The sequence below is a fragment of the Catellatospora tritici genome, from assembly GCF_019083965.1.
Lineage (GTDB): Bacteria > Actinomycetota > Actinomycetes > Mycobacteriales > Micromonosporaceae > Catellatospora > Catellatospora tritici.
Genome location: NZ_JAHRCY010000014.1, coordinates 49,096 through 66,441, shown reverse-complemented (window position 1 = coordinate 66,441; position 17,346 = coordinate 49,096). Strand labels below are relative to the sequence as shown.

Annotated in this window: 17 protein-coding genes and 1 pseudogene; 10 read left to right on the top strand and 8 right to left on the bottom strand. The window is 71.5% G+C overall.

Annotation, left to right across the window (positions count from 1 at the left end; genetic code table 11):
- The 3 genes from KUA19_RS28065 to KUA19_RS28055 all read right to left on the bottom strand — a co-directional run bounded on the left by KUA19_RS28065 (nucleotide 1) and on the right by KUA19_RS28055 (nucleotide 3,697).
- Nucleotides 1-1,653: a glycosyl hydrolase family 18 protein gene (locus KUA19_RS28065; RefSeq protein ID WP_372451865.1), complete on the bottom strand. Its 1,653-nt coding sequence runs from the start codon at nucleotides 1,651-1,653 to the stop codon at nucleotides 1-3.
- A 94-nt stretch (nucleotides 1,654-1,747) separates the two neighbouring features.
- Complete coding sequence (locus tag KUA19_RS28060) at nucleotides 1,748-2,320, bottom strand: isochorismatase family protein (RefSeq protein ID WP_217400760.1); 573 nt, start codon at nucleotides 2,318-2,320, stop codon at nucleotides 1,748-1,750.
- A gap of 75 nt (nucleotides 2,321-2,395) precedes the next feature.
- A complete protein-coding gene (locus KUA19_RS28055) occupies nucleotides 2,396-3,697 on the bottom strand; it encodes a nicotinate phosphoribosyltransferase (protein WP_217400758.1) in 1,302 nt (433 codons plus the stop codon).
- Between the two features lie 182 nt (nucleotides 3,698-3,879).
- Between KUA19_RS28055 and clpS the strand changes: the two genes are divergently transcribed.
- From clpS to KUA19_RS28030, 5 genes are all read left to right on the top strand, one after another.
- Complete coding sequence (clpS, locus tag KUA19_RS28050; RefSeq protein WP_217400756.1) at nucleotides 3,880-4,182, top strand: ATP-dependent Clp protease adapter ClpS; 303 nt, start codon at nucleotides 3,880-3,882, stop codon at nucleotides 4,180-4,182.
- 7 nt (nucleotides 4,183-4,189) lie between these two features.
- Nucleotides 4,190-4,690 (top strand): DUF2017 domain-containing protein, encoded by a 501-nt coding sequence (locus tag KUA19_RS28045; protein WP_217400754.1) that lies wholly within the window; start codon nucleotides 4,190-4,192, stop codon nucleotides 4,688-4,690.
- A 68-nt stretch (nucleotides 4,691-4,758) separates the two neighbouring features.
- Entirely contained in the window at nucleotides 4,759-5,280 is a 522-nt protein-coding gene (locus KUA19_RS28040; protein ID WP_217400752.1) for a M67 family metallopeptidase, read from the top strand.
- Between the two features lie 54 nt (nucleotides 5,281-5,334).
- On the top strand, nucleotides 5,335-5,649 hold the full coding sequence (locus KUA19_RS28035; RefSeq protein WP_217400750.1) for a MoaD/ThiS family protein: 315 nt from the start codon (nucleotides 5,335-5,337) through the stop codon (nucleotides 5,647-5,649).
- A gap of 102 nt (nucleotides 5,650-5,751) precedes the next feature.
- Complete coding sequence (locus KUA19_RS28030; RefSeq protein WP_217400748.1) at nucleotides 5,752-6,717, top strand: PLP-dependent cysteine synthase family protein; 966 nt, start codon at nucleotides 5,752-5,754, stop codon at nucleotides 6,715-6,717.
- Nucleotides 6,718-6,956: 239 nt separating this feature from the next.
- Here the strand turns inward: KUA19_RS28030 and KUA19_RS28025 are convergent, their stop codons facing one another.
- Nucleotides 6,957-7,451, bottom strand: coding sequence for a hypothetical protein (locus tag KUA19_RS28025; RefSeq protein WP_217400746.1), 495 nt, complete (start codon nucleotides 7,449-7,451; stop codon nucleotides 6,957-6,959).
- Nucleotides 7,452-7,617: 166 nt separating this feature from the next.
- On the opposite strand from KUA19_RS28025, the gene murI reads away from it, so the two are divergent.
- From murI to KUA19_RS28000, 5 genes are all read left to right on the top strand, one after another.
- A complete protein-coding gene (gene murI, locus KUA19_RS28020; RefSeq protein ID WP_217400744.1) occupies nucleotides 7,618-8,412 on the top strand; it encodes a glutamate racemase in 795 nt (264 codons plus the stop codon).
- A 76-nt stretch (nucleotides 8,413-8,488) separates the two neighbouring features.
- On the top strand, nucleotides 8,489-9,235 hold the full coding sequence (locus KUA19_RS28015) for an MBL fold metallo-hydrolase (protein WP_217400742.1): 747 nt from the start codon (nucleotides 8,489-8,491) through the stop codon (nucleotides 9,233-9,235).
- Between the two features lie 73 nt (nucleotides 9,236-9,308).
- A complete protein-coding gene (gene rph, locus KUA19_RS28010) occupies nucleotides 9,309-10,085 on the top strand; it encodes a ribonuclease PH (protein ID WP_217400740.1) in 777 nt (258 codons plus the stop codon).
- Entirely contained in the window at nucleotides 10,082-10,702 is a 621-nt protein-coding gene (rdgB, locus tag KUA19_RS28005; RefSeq protein WP_217400738.1) for an RdgB/HAM1 family non-canonical purine NTP pyrophosphatase, read from the top strand. Before rph ends, rdgB begins: the two co-directional genes overlap by 4 nt.
- 5 nt (nucleotides 10,703-10,707) lie before the next feature.
- Nucleotides 10,708-11,910, top strand: a complete 1,203-nt coding sequence (locus KUA19_RS28000; protein ID WP_217400736.1) for an FAD-dependent oxidoreductase — start codon at nucleotides 10,708-10,710, stop codon at nucleotides 11,908-11,910.
- On the opposite strand, the gene hutH is transcribed toward KUA19_RS28000, so the two are convergent.
- From hutH to KUA19_RS27980, 4 genes and pseudogenes are all read right to left on the bottom strand, one after another.
- Nucleotides 11,907-13,442 (bottom strand): histidine ammonia-lyase, encoded by a 1,536-nt coding sequence (hutH, locus tag KUA19_RS27995; protein WP_217400734.1) that lies wholly within the window; start codon nucleotides 13,440-13,442, stop codon nucleotides 11,907-11,909. The genes KUA19_RS28000 and hutH overlap by 4 nt on opposite strands.
- A 116-nt stretch (nucleotides 13,443-13,558) precedes the next feature.
- A pseudogene (gene hutI, locus KUA19_RS27990) lies at nucleotides 13,559-14,698 on the bottom strand (imidazolonepropionase); the annotation flags it as partial.
- A 46-nt stretch (nucleotides 14,699-14,744) separates the two neighbouring features.
- On the bottom strand, nucleotides 14,745-16,118 hold the full coding sequence (locus tag KUA19_RS27985) for a formimidoylglutamate deiminase (protein ID WP_217400781.1): 1,374 nt from the start codon (nucleotides 16,116-16,118) through the stop codon (nucleotides 14,745-14,747).
- Nucleotides 16,118-17,335 (bottom strand): allantoate amidohydrolase, encoded by a 1,218-nt coding sequence (locus KUA19_RS27980; protein ID WP_217400732.1) that lies wholly within the window; start codon nucleotides 17,333-17,335, stop codon nucleotides 16,118-16,120. The genes KUA19_RS27985 and KUA19_RS27980 overlap by 1 nt, the downstream gene beginning before the upstream one ends.
- Between the last annotated feature and the right edge of the window lie 11 nt (nucleotides 17,336-17,346).

Sequence of the window (17,346 nt, the reverse complement as noted above, 5' to 3'; positions counted from 1 at the left end):
TCAGGCAAGGCCGTTCTTGATGGCGGTGATCAGCTCACCGTTGCTGGTGTCGCCGAACAGCTCCCAGAAGAACGCGCCGCCCAGGCTCTGGCTCTTGGCCCAGGACATCTTGGACGCGATCGTCGCCGGGGTGTCGTAGCTCCACCACTGGCCGCCGCTGAAGCAGTACGCGGTGCCGCCGACGGTGCCGTTGGCCGGGCACTTGGTCTTGATGGTGTGGTAGTCCTCGATGCCCGCCTCGTAGGTGCCGGGGGCGGCGCCGGTGGCGGAGCCGCCCGGGGCGGCCTGGGTCACGCCGGTCCAGCCGCGGCCGTAGAAGCCGATGCCGAGCAGCAGCTTCGACGAGGGCACGCCCTTGGACTTGAGCTTGGTGATGGCCGCCTCGGAGCAGAAGCCCGCGGTCGGGATGCCCGAGTAGCAGTTCAGCGGCGAGTGCGGCGCGGTCGGACCGGTGGTGGCCCAGGCGCCGAAGTAGTCGTACGTCATCGGCATGTACCAGTCGACGTACTGCGCGGCGGCGGCGTAGTCGGTGGCGTCGATCTTGCCGCCGTTGCTGCCGTCGGCGGTGATCGCCGCGGTGATCAGGTAGCTCGAGCCGAACCGGGTCCGCAGCGCCGACATCAGGTTCTTGAAGGCGTTCGGGCCGCTCGTGTCGCAGGTCTCACCGCAGGCGTTCGGGTACTCCCAGTCGATGTCGATGCCGTCGAAGACGTCAGCCCAGCGCGGGTCCTCGATCATGCTGTAGCAGGAGTTGGCGAACGCGGTCGGGTTGGCCGCGGCGGCCGGGAAGTTCTTCGAGTACGTCCAGCCGCCGATCGAGAACAGCACCTTGATGTTCGGGTACAGCTTCTTGAGGCGGCGCAGCTGGCCGAAGTTGCCGCGCAGGGCGCCCGCGTCCCAGGTGTCGGCGACGCCGTCCACGCTGCCGGCGGCGTCGTAGGCACGGTCGTAGTCGTTGTAGGTGTCGCTGAGCACGCACTGGCCGCCGGAGATGTTGCCGAAGGCGTACACGATGTGGGTCAGCTTGGCGGCCGAGCCGCTGGTCACGATGTTCTTCACGTGGTAGTTGCGCGCGTACTGCGCCCAGTTGGTGAAGTAGCCGATGACCTTCTGGCCCGGGTTCGGGTTGGTCGGGCTGGTCGACGGGGTCGGCGAGGCCGACGGCGAGGTGCTCGGGGAGGTCGACGGCCGCGGGCTGGCGCTGGGGCTCGCGCTCGGGCTCGGGCTCGTCGGCGTGCTCGGCGAGGCCGACGGCTGGCCGCCGGTCGAGCAGTTGGCGCCGTTGATGGTGCAGACGGTCGGGGTGCCGGAGCCGGCGGTGTTGAAGCCGAAGGAGGCGGTGCCGCCCGCGGGGATGGTGGCGTTCCAGGTACCGGTCGCGGTACGGGTCTGGCCGGTGCCGCTCAGGCTGGCGTCCCAGAAGGAGCTGACGGTGGTGCCCGCCGGGAGCGTGAACGTCAGCGTCCACGTGGTCGAGGCGCTGGTGCCGTTGGTGATGACGTACTTGCCCTCGGCGCCGGTGCCCCAGTTGCTGGTCTGGGTGTACGCGGCGGTGACCGTGCCGGCCGCGTTGGCCATGGTGACGACACCGATGGTGGCGGTGGCGACCATGACTACCGCGCCGGCGAGCAGCCGGGCCCGTAGCTTGAACATGGTTCTCCTCATTGATTGACGCCGGTCCCCCCGATGGCGCCAAACAATAAGTTAAGTTTCCTTAAAAAGGAATAGGCCCTACCTAAAACCGGACCTAAATGGTCTCCACCAGGTGCACACCCGCAGCTCGGAGCTCTTCGACGGCCCGCTCTGTCGTCTCCGGAGCGACGCCGGCGGTGTACCCGAGCACCACGGTGGTGTCGAAACCCTCCCGGACGGCGTCGAGCGCGGTCGCCCGTACACAGTGGTCGGTGGCGATGCCGACGACGTCCACTTCGGTCACGTCGCGCTCGCGCAGCCAGGTCGCCAGGCCGACGCCGGCGGTGTGCCCCTCGAACCCCGAGTAGGCCGCCGCGTACTCGCCCTTGCGGAACACCGCCTCGACCCGGTCGGTGTCCAGCTCGGGGTGGAACTCGGCGCCGAACGTGTCGGCGACGCAGTGCACCGGCCAGCTCGACGCGTAGTCCGGCGGGTTGCCGAAGTGGTCGCCCGGGTCGGTGTGGTGGTCCTGCGTGGCCACGACGTGCTGCCAGCGGTGCTCGCCCGCGGCGTCGTCCGACAGCTTCGCGGACAGGTTCGCGGCCACGGCCGCACCGCCCGCCACCGCCAGCGATCCGCCCTCGCAGAAGTCGTTCTGCACGTCGACGATGATCAGTGCCCGGGTCATGGCCCGCCTCCCGCTAGCGTCCTCGGTCAGCACCCATGCTGCTCCACTGCCGCAACCGGCGCAATGATCTCTCGGTCACGCGGTCGGGGCGACCGTCACCGGGATGGCCGGGTCGCCCGCCGACAGTTTCAGGCCCTCCCACGGAATCGTGATCAGACAGTCGCGCAGGTGGGCGCGGCTGTCCTCCAGCGTGGGCAGATCCGGTGCCGGCTCGCCGCCGCGCACCAGCGGGCGCTGCAGCAGCCGGTCGCCGGGCTGCAGGTCCGGCTCGCCCTGCGACAGCACGATCTCCTCGATCGCGGTGCCGGTGGGCTTGTGCCGCCGGTACGCCGTCTTGCGCCCGCCGACCGTCGCCTTGTTCTCCGACCGCTTCACCACCGGGCGGCCCTCGACCTCGACCAGCTTGTAGACCAGGCCCGCGGTCGGGGCGCCGGAGCCGGTGACCACGGCGGTGCCCGCGCCGTACACGTCGACCGGCTCGGCGGCCAGAGCGGCGATGGCGTACTCGTCCAGGTCGCCGCTCACCACGATCTTCGTGTCGGGCGCGCCCAGCTCGTCCAGCAGCGCGCGCGAGTGCGCGGCCAGCACCGACAGGTCGCCGGAGTCGATACGGACCGCGTTCAGGCCGGGACCGGCCACCGCGATGGCGTTGCGGATGCCCTGGCTGATGTCGTACGTGTCGACCAGCAGCGTGGTTCCCTCGCCCAGCGCCGCCACCTGCGAGGCGAACGCCGCCTTCTCGTCGTCGTGCAGCAGGGTGAACGCGTGCGCGGCGGTGCCCCGGGTGGGGATGCCGTAGCGCATTCCGGCGGCCAGGTTGGAGGTCGAGCTGAAGCCCGCCAGGTACGCCGCGCGCGCCGAGGCGACGGCCGCCTCCTCGTGTGCCCGGCGCCCGCCCATCTCGATCAGCGGGCGGCCCCGGGCCGCGGTGACCATGCGGGCCGCGGCGGCGGCCACCGCGCAGTCATGGTTGAACACCGACAGGATCAGCGTCTCCAGCACCACGCACTCGGCGAAGGTGCCGGTCACGGTCAGGATGGGGGAGTTGGGGAAGAACAGCTCGCCCTCCGCGTACCCGTCGACGTCGCCCGAGAAGCGGTAGTCGGCCAGCCAGGCGGCGGTCTGCTCGTCGACCACGCCGGTGCGGCGCAGGAAGTCGACCTCATCCGGGTGAAAACGGAAGGCCGTGAGCTGCTCCAGCAGGCGTCCGGTGCCCGCCACCACGCCGTAGCGGCGCCCGAGCGGCAGCCGCCGCGCGAAGACCTCGAACACACTGCGCCGGTGCGCGGTGCCGTCGCGCAGCGCCGCGCTGATCATGGTCAGCTCGTAGTGGTCGGTCAGCAGGGCGGGCGCACCCGCACCGGCGAAATCACCCATGGCGCCACCCTAAGGCCGTCGCGCCCACGCCGCCGTTCCCGGCGGGCGCGACGCGGAACACACCGAGATCATCAGAGGTCGGTGTGGCCGCCGAGGTCATACCGGATAAGTCCGCATCTGGTAGGAGGCGGCCTCATCCCGGCGGTGCGCGAGCCTGTGTGTTGCCCGAATCAACTCGTAGGATGGGGAACGTGACCGCCGCCCCGCAGACCACTCCGGTAGATCAACCGGACGTAGACGAAGCATCTGAGTTCGCCCGTCCCTGGGTGACGATCGTGCACAACGATCCGGTGAACCTGATGAGCTACGTGACCTGGGTGTTCCAGCAGCTCTTCGGTTACAGCCGGGACAAGGCCGAGCTGTTGATGCTGGACGTGCATCAGAAGGGCAAGGCGATCGTCTCCCATGGCGCCCGCGAGCGCATGGAGCACGACGCCACCCGGCTGCACTCGTACGGCCTGTGGGCCACCGTCGACAAGCAGTGAGCAGCGAATGACGATGTTCCGCCGCGTGGGCGGTGAGTGCGTGGCGGATTTCCGCGAGGACGAGGTCCGGGTCCTGCGCAAGGTCGCCGAGGAGGTCGTGGGCCTGCTCACCGAGGGATTCGAGCGCGACGACCCGGTGGTCGAGCGACTGTTTCCCGACGTGTACCCGGACCTGCCGCGCGACTCCGCCGAGTTCCGCCGGTTCACCGAGGGCGACCTCAAGACCGCCAAGATCGACCAGGCGGCCGCGGTGCTGGCGGCGCTGCCCGAGGACGGCCGCGGCGAGGTCCGGCTCGACCCTGAGGCGGCCGAGTGCTGGCTGCGGGCCATCAACGACGCGCGGCTGGCGCTGGGCATCCGGCTCGAGCTCACCGACGACACCATCGTCGAGTACGAGCTGGAGGAGGCGCTCGCCGTGGACGCCTCGTCGGCCCGGGTGTTCCAGCTCAGCGTGTACTCGTACCTCGGCTACCTGCAGGAATCCCTGCTGGACGCCATCATCGGCTGATTGTTCCCGCTGCGGCACGGATCACTCGACCTGTCGCGCCGTGAACGCGGTTGGGTAGGCTTGTCGGCGTGCTGACCATCCAACGGGAGATCATCGAGGCGATCGTCGCCCATGCCCGCCGGGACCACCCGGACGAGGCGTGTGGAGTGGTCGCCGGGCCCATCGGGTCGGACACCGCGGTGCGGCACATCCCCATGGAGAACGCCGAGCGTTCGACCACCTTCTACCGCTTCGACGCCGGTGAGCAGCTGCGCGTCTGGCGGGAGATGGACGACCGCGACGAGGAGCCGGTGGTCATCTACCACTCGCACACGGCCACCGAGCCGTTCCCGTCGCGCACCGACGTGTCATACGCGGGGGAGCCCAACGCGCACTACCTGCTGGTGTCGACGCGCGACCCGCAGACTGCGGAGATCCGCTCGTTCCGCATCGTGGACGGGCAGGTGACCGAAGAACCGGTCCGGCTCGTTGATGAGAGCATGCAGTCCATGCGGTCCACGGAGAAGAGCGGCGACCCGCACGCCGTGCAGTCGTACATGTTCGGGCAGAGCCCGACGGCGGTCGAGTATGAGTGTCAGCCCCTGAGCTGACCCAACCCTGACCGACCTTCGTCCGACCCTTTCTTCTTCCAGGAGTGACCCATCATGGCGATCGACGTCCGCATCCCGACCATCCTGCGCTCGTACACCGGTGGCGCCAAGGCCGTGTCCGGTGCCGGTGACACGCTGGCCGACCTGCTCACCAACCTCGACGGCAGCTACCCCGGCCTGCGCGGCCGCCTCATCACGCCCGAGGGCGGGCTGCACCGCTTCGTCAACATCTACGTCAACGACGAGGACGTGCGCTTCCTCGGCTCGCTCGACGCCAAGGTCAATGACGGCGACACCGTGACCATCCTGCCCGCCGTCGCCGGCGGGGCCTTCGGCCTGGCCGCCGCGGCCGCCGTCCTCGGCCGCTGAGCCTGCCCGACCCACTGCGCGCCAACGGCGGCCAGGCACCCTTCGGGGTGCCCCGGCCGCCGTTCGCGCCTGTGTGGCCGATCTTCGTGATAGGGAGCTGACATGGCACGTTTCGACTCGCTGCTCGACGTCTGCGGCGATACCCCCTTGATCGGTCTGCCCCGGCTCAGCCCGGTCGTGCCCGACGGCGCGCCGCCGGTGCGGCTGTGGGCCAAGCTGGAGGACCGCAACCCGACCGGCAGTGTCAAGGACCGCGCGGCGATGTACATGGTGCGCGCGGCCGAGGCGGCCGGGCGGCTGCGGCCCGGTGACACGATCCTGGAGCCGACCAGCGGCAACACCGGCATCTCGCTGGCGATGGTGGCCAAGCTGCGCGGCTACCGGCTGGTGTGCGTGATGCCGGAGAACGTCTCCACCGAGCGGGTGCAGCTGCTACGCATGTACGGCGCGGAGATCATCTTTTCGCCCGCGGCGGGCGGCTCGAACCAGGCGGTGGCCACGGCCAAGCAGATCGCGGCCGAGCACCCCGACTGGATCATGCTGTTCCAGTACGGCAACGAGGCCAACGCCCGCGCCCACTACGAGACCACCGGTCCCGAGCTGGTGCGCGACCTGCCTACGATCACGCACTTCGTGGCCGGGCTGGGCACCACCGGCACGCTGATGGGCACCGGCCGCTACCTGCGCGAGAAGCTGCCGGAGATCCAGATCATCGCCGCCGAGCCCCGGTACGGCGAGCTGGTCTACGGCCTGCGCAACATCGACGAGGGCTACGTCCCGGAGCTGTACGACGCCTCGGTGCTGACCCGCCGCTTCTCCGTCGGCACCCGCGACGCGGTCCTGCGCACCCGCCAGCTGGTCGAGGTCGAGGGCCTGTTCGTGGGCTTCTCCACCGGCGCCGTGGCCCACGCCGCCCTGGCCGTGGCCCACGAGGCGGCCAAGGCGGGCCGCGCCGCCGACGTGGCCTTCCTCGTCGCCGACGCCGGCTGGAAATACCTCTCCACCGGCGCCTACACCGGCACCCTCACCGACGCCGAGTCGGCCCTCGAAGGCCAACTCTGGGCCTGACCCCACCCACCCCAGCCCGGCCAGCCACCCCCACCCCCCAGGCTGGGCTGGCAAACCCCGTCGATCATGAACTTATGGCACGGCTCGACGGTGTGTCGCCTGCGCAATCTCCTGTTGACCATGGCTGCCCAGCGGGCCGCCGATCCTGCCACACGGGCAGTTGATCAGGAAGTTGTGCACGTGACACGCCGACGAACCGTGCCATAAGTTCATGATCGACGAGGTTGGTGGGGGTGCGGTCAGAGGGCGGTGTAGGCGAGGATGATGTTGGTGAAGAGGAGGAAGGTGGCGAGGGAGAAGAGGTAGGTGGGGAGGCGGTCGCGGTGGATGGCGGCGAAACCGGCGACCATCGCGAGGATGCCGAGCACGCCGAGGGCCAGCGTCACCGGGGCGTACCAGGCGGGTGCGGCCAGGCCGAGGGCGAGCGTCACGCCGAAGCGGCCGCCGGGGATCAGGCCCAGGAAGGCGAGCACGGCGGCCCACAGCGACAGGCCGACCAGCCGCTTGGTGCGCGGTGCCGGATCGTCCTCGGCGGGCAGCCGGAATCGGGCGGAAACGGCCGAGCGCAGCCGCCCCGGCGTACGCGCCGAATCCTCGTCGGGCGCGGTACGAGCCGCGGGCATGGCGCTGTGATCGTTACCGGCCGTGGTCGCCGCGTTGCTGGACGCGTCAGCGGGGTCGGCGGTGGCGAGAGTGCCCTCGCCGTCGCGCTCGGAGTCTGACTCAGTACGCACTGTGCTCGCTATTCTCTGCCTGACCTGCCCGTCCACCGGGCCCTGCACTGAGTGCAACGGTTTTCGGCGACCGTGCGTAACGGCACGCTCGCATCGGTGTCACGTTGGCGACATCTCGGAAGGGACTGTTCCCCTGAGGGGGGTTTGGCCAAGTAGGCTGCGCAGCGTGACGGACGCGCCGATCGGCATCTTCGACTCGGGGGTCGGCGGGCTCACGGTTGCCCGCGCCATCCTCGACCAGCTGCCACATGAGCGCGTCGTCTATCTCGCCGACACCGCGCACATGCCGTACGGGCCCAAGCCGATCGCCGACGTGCGGTCGTACGCACTGGCCTGCCTCGACCAGCTGGTCGAACGCGGCGCCAAGATGCTGGTGATCGCCTGTAACACCGCCTCGGCCGCCTGCCTGCACGACGCGCGCGAGCGCTACTCGGTGCCGGTGGTCGAGGTGATCCGACCCGCGGTCCGGCGCGCCGTGGCGGCGACGCGCAACGGGCGGGTCGGCGTGATCGGTACGGCCACTACCATCAACTCAGGGGCCTACCAGGACTCTTTCGCGGCCGCACCGCACCTCAAGGTGACCGCGACGGCGTGCCCGCAGTTCGTCCCGCTGATCGAGCGGGGCGTCACCTCCGGCCGGGCCCTGCTCGGCCTGGCCAGTGCCTACCTGGAGCCGCTACAGCAGGCCCAGGTCGACACGCTCGTGCTCGGGTGCACCCACTATCCGCTGTTGACCGGCGTGATCAGTCTCGTGATGGGGGATCAGGTGACTCTGGTGTCGAGCGCGGACGAGACGGCGCGGGACGTCTTCCGCGTGCTCGTCGAGGGCGACATGGTACGGCCGGACGACGCCCCGCTGCCCGAGCACGAGCTGCTGACAACGGGCGACCAGGAGATCTTCGACCGGCTCGCGCGGCGCTTCCTCGGCTCCGCGCTGGAGCAGGCGGGAGCACGGGCATGAGCGAGCGAAGCGAGCGAATCGTGAGGCACAGCGGCTCTGAGCCTCATCGCGAATCTTCGCGGAGCGGAGATTCGCGATGAGACTGACTGTGCTGGGCTGCGCGGGCAGCTTTCCCGGGCCGGAGGCGGCCTGCTCGGCGTACCTGGTGGAAGCGGACGGGTTCCGGCTGCTGATGGACTTCGGCACCGGTTCGCTGTCGGCGCTGCAGCGCTACGCCGGGATCAAGTCGGTGGACGCGATCCTGCTCAGCCACCTGCACTGCGACCACATGCTCGACGCCTGCTCATACGTGGTGGTTCGCCGCTACGCCCCCGATGGGCCGTATCCGCCGATCCCGGTGTACGCCCCGGCCGGGGCGCCCGAGCGCATCGCCACGGCGTACAGCCTCGACGAGGGGCCGCTCGACGACGTCTACACGTTCTACGCGCTGCAGCCGGGCAGCTTTCCGATCGGCCCGTTCCAGGTCAGCGTCGACCGGGTGAACCACCCGGTGGAGACGTACGGCGTGCGACTGGAGCACGAGGGGCGGTCGCTGGTGTATTCGGGCGACACCGCGCCCTGCGACGCGCTGCTGCGCCTGGCCGCCGGGGCCGACCTGTTCCTGTGCGAGGCCAGCTACCTCGACGGCGTCGACAACCCGCCGGACCTGCACCTGACCGGCGCCGAGGCGGGCGAGATCGCCACCAAGGCGGGAGCGCGGCGGCTGCTGCTGACGCACCTGGTCACGGCCTGGGGTTCGGAGGCCGAGACGTTGAACAACGCCATGGCCACCTTCGCCGGTCCGGTGGAGATCGTCCGCCCTGGGGCGCGCTACGACGTTTGACCCCCTCACGGGCGAAAAGAGACAGTGCCACCCCTCGCGGGCGAAGCCTGCGGCAGCGCCATAGGGTGGGCGCATGACCCGACCTGACGGCCGCGCCGCCGACCATCTCCGACCGGTCAAGCTGACTCGCGGCTGGAGCATGCATCCCGAAGGCTCCGTGCTGGTGGAGTTCGGCAACACCAGGGTGCTGTGCACCGCGAGCGTGACCGAGGGCGTGCCGCGCTGGCGCAAGGGCACCGGCCAGGGCTGGGTCACCGCCGAGTACGCGATGCTGCCGCGAGCCACCACGACCCGGTCCGACCGGGAGAGTGTGAAGGGCAAGATCGGTGGCCGTACCCACGAGATCTCCCGCCTGATCGGCCGCGCGCTGCGCGCCTGCATCAACCTCAAGGCGCTGGGCGAGAACTCCATCGTGATCGACTGCGACGTGCTGCAGGCCGACGGCGGCACCCGCACCGCCGCCATCACCGGGTCGTACGTGGCCCTGCACGATGCGGTGAGCTGGCTGGCCGCCAAGAACATGCTGACCCGCAAGCAGACCGTCGAGACCACGCTGCACCGGTCGGTGGCCGCGGTGAGTGTCGGCATCGTCGCGGGTGAGCCGCGGCTGGATCTGTGCTACGAAGAGGACGTGTCAGCGGAGGTGGACATGAACGTCGTGTGCACCGGCACCGGCGACTTCGTCGAGGTGCAGGGCACGGGCGAGGACGGCGTGTTCGACCGCGCCCAGCTGAACGCGCTGCTCGACCTCGGGGTCAAGGGCTGCGAGGAGCTGACCACGCTGCAGCGCCAGGTGCTGGGACTGCCCACCCTGGACGCGGCCGGGCTGCTGGAGGTGTTCCGCAAGTGAAGGTCCTGCTCGCCACGCGCAACGTCAAGAAGCTCGACGAGCTGCGCCGCATCCTGGCGTCCTCGCCCGAACTGCTCAAGGTCGAGCTGGTCGGCCTCGACGACGTCCCCGAGTACGCCGAGGTGCCCGAGACCGGGCTGACCTTCGCCGAGAACGCGCTGATCAAGGCGCGGGAGGGGGCCAAGCACACCGGCCTGCCGACCGTCGCCGACGACTCCGGCCTGTCCGTCGACGCCCTCAACGGGATGCCGGGGGTGTTCAGCGCCCGGTGGGCGGGCAAGCACGGCGACGACCGGGCCAACCTGGAACTGGTCCTGGCGCAGATCTCCGACGTGCCCGACGAGCACCGCGCCGCGGCGTTCGTGTGCGCGGCCGCGCTGGTGCTGCCCGGCGGCGGCTCCGCAAACGGGCGCGAGCACCTGGTCAGCGGCAAGATGGGCGGGCGCGTGCTGCGTGCTGCGCGCGGCGAGGGCGGGTTCGGGTACGACCCGATCTTCGTGGCCGAGGGGCAGACGCGTACCAACGCGGAGCTGTCGGCGGCGGAGAAGGACGCGATCAGCCACCGGGGCAAGGCGTTCCGCGCCCTGGCCGCCGTGATCGCCAAGACGCTGGCCTGAGTTCGATGGACTGCCGGGTCTGCGTCGTCGGGGCGGGCCCGGCGGGCATGATGCTGGGGCTGCTGCTGGCGCGGCAGGGCATCGAGGTGGTGGTGCTGGAGAAGCACGCGGACTTCTTCCGCGACTTCCGCGGCGACACCATCCACCCCTCCACCCTGGACCTGCTCGACGAGCTCGGGCTGGGCGAGGCCATCGAACGGCTGCCCGGACGTCGCGAGCGCGGCGTGATGGTGTCGTTCGCCGACGGCGACTACCAGCTCGGCGACTTCACCCGGCTGCCGAAACCGCACAACTACCTGCTCATCCTGCCGCAGTGGGACTTCCTCGACCTGCTCGCGGCGCAGGCGGCCGAGCTGGCGAACTTCACGCTGCTGCGCTCGACCGAGGCGGTGGACCTGCTGCGCGACGACAGCGGCCGGGTCGTCGCCGTCGCGGCGGTCGGCCCGGACGGCGAGCCGGTGACGGTACGGGCCGAGCTGACCGTCGCCGCCGACGGGCGGGCCTCGGTGGTCCGCGACCGGCTCGGCCTGACGCCGGTCGACTTCGGGGCGCCGATGGACGTGCTGTGGTTCCGCCTGTCCAGGCGCCCCGACGATCCGGAGGGCCTGCTCGGTCGGGTCGGCGCGGGGGCGCTGTTCATCATGATCGACCGGCACGACTACTTCCAGTGCGGATACGTCATCCCCAAGGGCGGCTTCGACCAGGTCCGCGCCGGCGGGCTCGACGCGCTGCGGGATCGGATCGCCACGCTGGCCCCGATGCTGGCCGACCGGGTCGGCGAGCTCACCTCGCTGGACCAGATCCACCTGCTCACGGTGCAGGTGAACCGGCTGGAGCGCTGGCACGTGCCGGGTGCGCTGTGCATCGGCGACGCCGCCCACGCGATGAGTCCGGTGGGCGGCGTCGGGGTCAACCTGGCGGTGCAGGACGCCGTCGCGGCGGCGCGGTTGCTCGGGCCGAAGCTGGCCGCGGGTCGGTTGCGCACCGAGGATCTGGACCTGGTCCGCAGGCGCCGGATGTTCCCGACGCGGGTCACCCAGCGGATGCAGCGGATCATCCAGGCCCGCCTGGTCGGCGCGGTGCTCAAGGCCGACAAGCCGGTCCGGGCGCCCCGGGCGGTCAAGCTGTTCCAGCGCTTTCCCGTCCTGCAGGGCATCCCGGCCCGCCTGGTCGGCCTCGGCGTACGGCCCGAGCACCTGCGCGGCTAGCGCAGCGCGCCGACCTCCGCCTCGATCGCAGTCAGCAGGTCACGGCCGCCGACGACGGCGCGCACCTGCTCCAGCACCGGCGCCAGGAAGATGTCCGGGCCCGGGGCACCCGCGAACGGGACGAGCGCCGCGATCGCCAGCCGTCCGGCCGGGGACGGGGCCAGCGGGGCGCGCAGCTGCAGACCGCGTACGGCGGCCAGCAGCTCCACCGCGAGCAGGCTGGTCAGGTTGTCCAGCACGGTACGCAGCTTCTTGGCGGCGGCCCAGCCCATCGAGACGTGGTCTTCCTGCATACCGCTGGTCGGGATGGTGTCGACGCTGGCGGGCGAGGCCAGGCGGCGGTTCTCGGCGACGATCCCGGCCGCGGTGTACTGGGCGATCATCAGCCCCGAGTTGACCCCCGCGTCGGGGCTCAGGAACGGCGGGAGCTGCCGCGAGCGGGTCACGTCCAGCAGCCGGTCCACCCGGCGCTCGCTGATCGAGCCGATCTCGGCGGCGGCGATGGCCAGGAAGTCGGCGGCGAAGCCGAGCGGGGCGCCGTGGAAGTTGCCGGTCGACTCGACCCGCCCGTCGGGCAGCACGACCGGGTTGTCGGCCAGGCTGATCAGCTCGCGGGCGGCGATCGTACGGGCGAACTCCAGGGTGTCGCGGGCCGCTCCGGCGACCTGCGGGGCGCAGCGCATCGAGTACGCGTCCTGCACCGCGTGCTCCAGGTCGTCGCGGTGGCTGTCCATGATGGCCGAGCCCTGCAGCAGCTTGTAGATGTTGGCGGCGCTGACGCCCTGGCCGGGGTGCGGCCGGATGTCGTGGATCGAGTGGTGGAACGGCTTGTCCGTGCCGAGCATCGCCTCGATCGACAGCGCGGCGGTGACGTCGGCCATGGTGCACAGGTGCGCGAAGTCGTCGCAGGCCAGCTGCAGCATGCCGAGCATGCCGTCGGTGCCGTTGATCAGCGCCAGGCCCTCCTTGGAGCTGAGCGTGATCGGGGTCAGCCCGGCCGCGTGCAGCACGTCGGCGCCCTCCAACCGGGCACCGTCCTTGCCCAGCACCCAGCCCTCGCCCATCAGCACCAGGGCGCAGTGGGCCAGCGGGGCCAGGTCGCCGGAGGCGCCGAGCGAGCCGTGCTCGGGCACCCACGGGGTGATGTCGTGGTTGAGCAGGTCGACCATGGCCTGGGCGACGAGCGGGCGTACGCCGGAGTGGCCGAGGGCCAGCGAGCGCACCCGCAGCAGCATCATCGCCCGGACCACCTCACGCGGCATGGGCGCGCCGACGCCGGAGGCGTGTGAGCGGATCAGGGCATGCTGGAGTTCGGCGCGGCGCTGCGGGGCGATGAACGTGTTGGCCAGGGCGCCGAAGCCGGTGGAGACGCCGTACACGGGCCGGCCGTCGCGCTCGATGTCGTCGACGATCGCGCGGCTGACCTGCATCGCCTCGACCGCGGCCGGGCTCAGTTCCACTCGCGCGTCCGCGCGGGCGACGGCGGCGATGTCGGCGGGTGCGATCCCGTTCGGCTCGACGATGACGTTCATTTCGGCACTCCCTTGTGCGGCAGTTCGAGTTTCGATGAGGCGTTGAGAAGGGGCCCTGCACCTACGGAAAGCGAGTGATCCGGCCACTGCTCGTCTCGCTGACGCGAGACGACGGTGCCCTTCCTTACCACCAGGCGGGTGAGGGGGACGGCGGGGCGGTAGGCGAGGTGGAGGTGGGAGGGGGCGTCGAGGAGTTGCAGGTCGGCGGCGGCGCCGACGGAGAGTTGGCCCAGGTCGGGGCGGCGCAGGGCGCGGGCGCCGCCGGCGGTGGCGGCCCAGACGGCCTCGCTGGGGGACATCTTCATGTCGCGTACGGCGACCGCGATGCAGAACGGCATCGAGGACGTGTACGACGAGCCGGGGTTGCAGTCGGTGGCCAGCGCGACGGTCGCCCCGGCGTCGAGCAGGCGGCGGGCGTCGGGATAGGGCGAGCGGGTGGAGAACTCGGCGCCGGGCAGCAGCGTCGCCACGGTGTCGGAGTCGGCCAGCGCGTCGACGTCGGCGTCGGACAGGTGGGTGCAGTGGTCGGCCGACGCGCAGTCGAGTTCGACCGCGAGCTGCACGCCGCCGCCCATGGTGAGCTGGTTGGCGTGGATGCGGGGGCGCAGTCCGGCCGCGATGCCCGCCTTGAGCACCGAGCGCGACTCCTCGACGTCGAAGGCGCCCCGCTCGCAGAACACGTCCACCCAGCGCGCGTACGGCGCGCAGGCGGCCAGCATCTCCCCGTTGACCAGCGACACGTAGTCCGGCGGCCCGTCGGCGGGTTTCACGTGCGCGCCGAGGTAGGTGACCTCGTCGCTGAACTCGGCGGCGATGCGCAGACTGCGGGCCTCGTCGGCGGTGCTCAGGCCGTACCCACTCTTGATCTCGATGGTGGTGGTGCCCTGCCGCAGCGCCTCGCCGACCAGGCGCGCGACGTTGGCGCGCAGCTGGTCGTCGGTGGCGGCGCGGGTGGCCGCCACGGTCGTGCGGATGCCGCCGCCGGTGTACGGCTCGCCGCTCATCCGGGCCGCGAACTCCGCCGCCCGGTCCCCGGCGAACACCAGGTGGCTGTGGCTGTCCACGAACCCGGGCAGGGCGGCCGCGCCGAGGGCGTCCAGCCGCTCGTCGGCGGCCGGGGCGGCACTGGCCGCGCCGATCCACTCGACCCGGTCGCCGACCACGATCGCCGCGTCGCGGACGATGCCGAGCGGGCCCTCGCCCAGCGCCGGGTCGTTGGTGACCAGCTCGCCGATGTTGGTGATCAGAACGCGCACGCGATCGCCTCCCGAGAGTCGCCCGCCGGGCACCGGCCCGTGCTGCTCAGAACAGGCATCTGATCGCCTCCCGCAGTTCGCGCGGCACGTCGATCGCGGTGTGCCGCCCGTCGCGGACGATCTCGCGGCCGCCCGCCACCACGTGGGTGACGTCGGCGGCGCCCGCCGCGAACAGCACGCCCTCGGGCTCGATCCCGGCGGTGCGCACGCTGTCCAACGAGACGGTGACCAGGTCGGCGCGCATGCCGACCGTGATCTTGCCCGCGTCGGGCCAGCCCAGACTGGTGTGGCCGGTGGCCGCGTCGCGCAGCTCCGCCGGGGTGAAGTGCCCGCGCCGCTGCGTGGCCAGGCGTTCGTTCAGCTCGAGCGCCCGCGACTCCTCGAAGAAGTCTATGACCGCGTGACTGTCGCTGCCCAAGGTCAGCCGGGCGCCCGCGTCGGCCAGGGTCCGGGCCGGGCCGATGCCGTCACCGAGATCGCGCTCGGTGGTCGGGCAGAAGCAGGCGTACGAGCCGGACAGCAGCGCGATGTCGGAGTGGGTCAGGTGCGTGGCGTGCACCGCCGAGAACGTCTCATGCACCGCCCCGAAGTCGGCCAGCACCTGCGTCGGCGTACGGCCGTGCTCGGCCAGGCAGGCCTCGTTCTCGGCGACCTGCTCGGACACGTGCGCGTGCAGCGGCCGGCCGCCCGCCCAGGCGGCCACGGTCGGCAGTTGCGCGGTCGGCACCGCGCGCACCGAGTGGATCGCCGCGCCGACCACCAGGTGCGGCTGGTCCTCGATGGCGTCGACACGCTCGGCCCAGCGCAGCGCGTCACCGTCGCCGAAGCGCAGCTGCGGCCCTTCCAGCGGCTTGCCGTCGACCGACGCGGTCAGGTAGAGCGTGTCCAGCAGGGTGATGCGCAGGCCCGCGTCCTTGGCGGCGGCGATCAGGGCGTGGCCCATCGCGTTCGGGTCGGCGTACGGGGTGCCGCCGACGCCGTGGTGCAGGTAGTGGAACTCGCCGACGGCGGTGATGCCGGACAGGGCCATCTCGCCGTAGACCGCACGAGCCAGCCGGTAGTAGGAGTCGGGGTCGAGGGCGCGGGCGACGGTGTACATCTGGTCGCGCCAGGTCCAGAAGTCGCCCCGGCCCGCGTGGGTGCGGCCGCGCAGGGCGCGGTGGAACGCGTGCGAGTGCGCGTTGGCGAAGCCGGGGATGGTGAGGCCGGGTCGCCACTCGGCGGCTTCGCCGCCCCGGTCATCCATTGACGCTGGCCTATCCAGGGGACTGTTTTCCGATATCCGTCTTCTAGATAGGCCAGCGTCAATGCTAAGGGGGGTGGGGGCGCCGGTCGCCACGCGGGCGATGCGGCCGTCGCGGATCTCGATCAGCACGTCGGCAGCCACCCCGTCGGGCAGCCAGGCGTACTCACAGCGGATCAGCACGCCAGCTCCTGCAGCACGTCGGCCAGTGCCCGTACGCCCGCCTCGCAGTCGGCGTCGTTCGCGTGCTCGGCGGGGGAGTGCGACACCCCGGTCGGGTTGCGTACGAACAGCATCGCCGTCGGCAGCACCGCGCTCAGCACCCCGGCGTCGTGCCCGGCCCCGGTCGGCAGCACCGGCGCGCTGTCGAGCACCTTCGCCAGCCGGTCGCGCAGCCCCACGTGGAACTCCGTCTCCGGCGACACCGACTCGGCGGTCAGCTCGACCTTCGTCCCGTCCTCGCGGGCTCGGGCGCGGGCGGCTTCGTACACGGCCGCGACCACCGCGTCGACCGTCTCCGTCGAGTCCGCACGGGCGTCGAGCCACGCGCTGACCAGTGACGGGATCGCGTTGGTGGCGTTCGGGGCGACCTGCACCCGGCCGATGGTGGCGTGCCCGCCCAGCCGCCGGGCCTCGGCGTTGGCGGCCAGCACGGTCGCGGCGAAGGTCAGCATCGGGTCGCGCCGGTCGGCCATCAGCGTGGTCCCGGCGTGGTTGGCCTCGCCGTGGAAGTCCAGCCGCCACCGGCCGTGCGGCCAGATCGCGCTGGCCACGCCCACGGCCCGGTCCAGGTCGACCAGGGCCCGGCCCTGTTCGACGTGCAGCTCCACGTAGCAGCCGAGCCGGGCGACCAGCTCCGGCCGAGCCCCGGCCGGGACGGCGCCCATGGCCTGGGCCAGGGTGACGCCGTCGCGGTCGGTCAGCGCGGCGGCCGCGGCCGGGGCGATCGCGCCGGTGAGCAGCCGCGAGCCGAGGCAGGCCAGCCCGAACCGGGAGCCCTCCTCCTCGGCGAAGACGGCGACGCCGATCGGACGGGCCGGGGTGACACCCCGTTCGCGCAGCTCGTCGACGGCGAGCAGGGCGCTGACCACGCCCAACGGCCCGTCGTACGCGCCGCCGTGCGGCACCGAGTCCAGGTGCGAGCCGGTCAGCACCGCGTCACCGGCAGCCGGGTCGCCCCACCAGGCGAACAGGTTGCCGTTGCCGTCCTCCTCGACCGTCAGGTCGCGGTCGGCGGCCTGGTCCAGGAACCAGGCCCGCAGCCGCGCCTCGGCCGGGGTGTACGCGTACCGCAGGTAGCCGCCGGTGCCGGGGTCGCGCCCCACCGGGGCCAGCTGCGCCCACAGTTCGGTGAAGGTGCTCGCGCCGCGCCCGGTTTCGCTGTCGTGCGCCATGACCGGCCCGC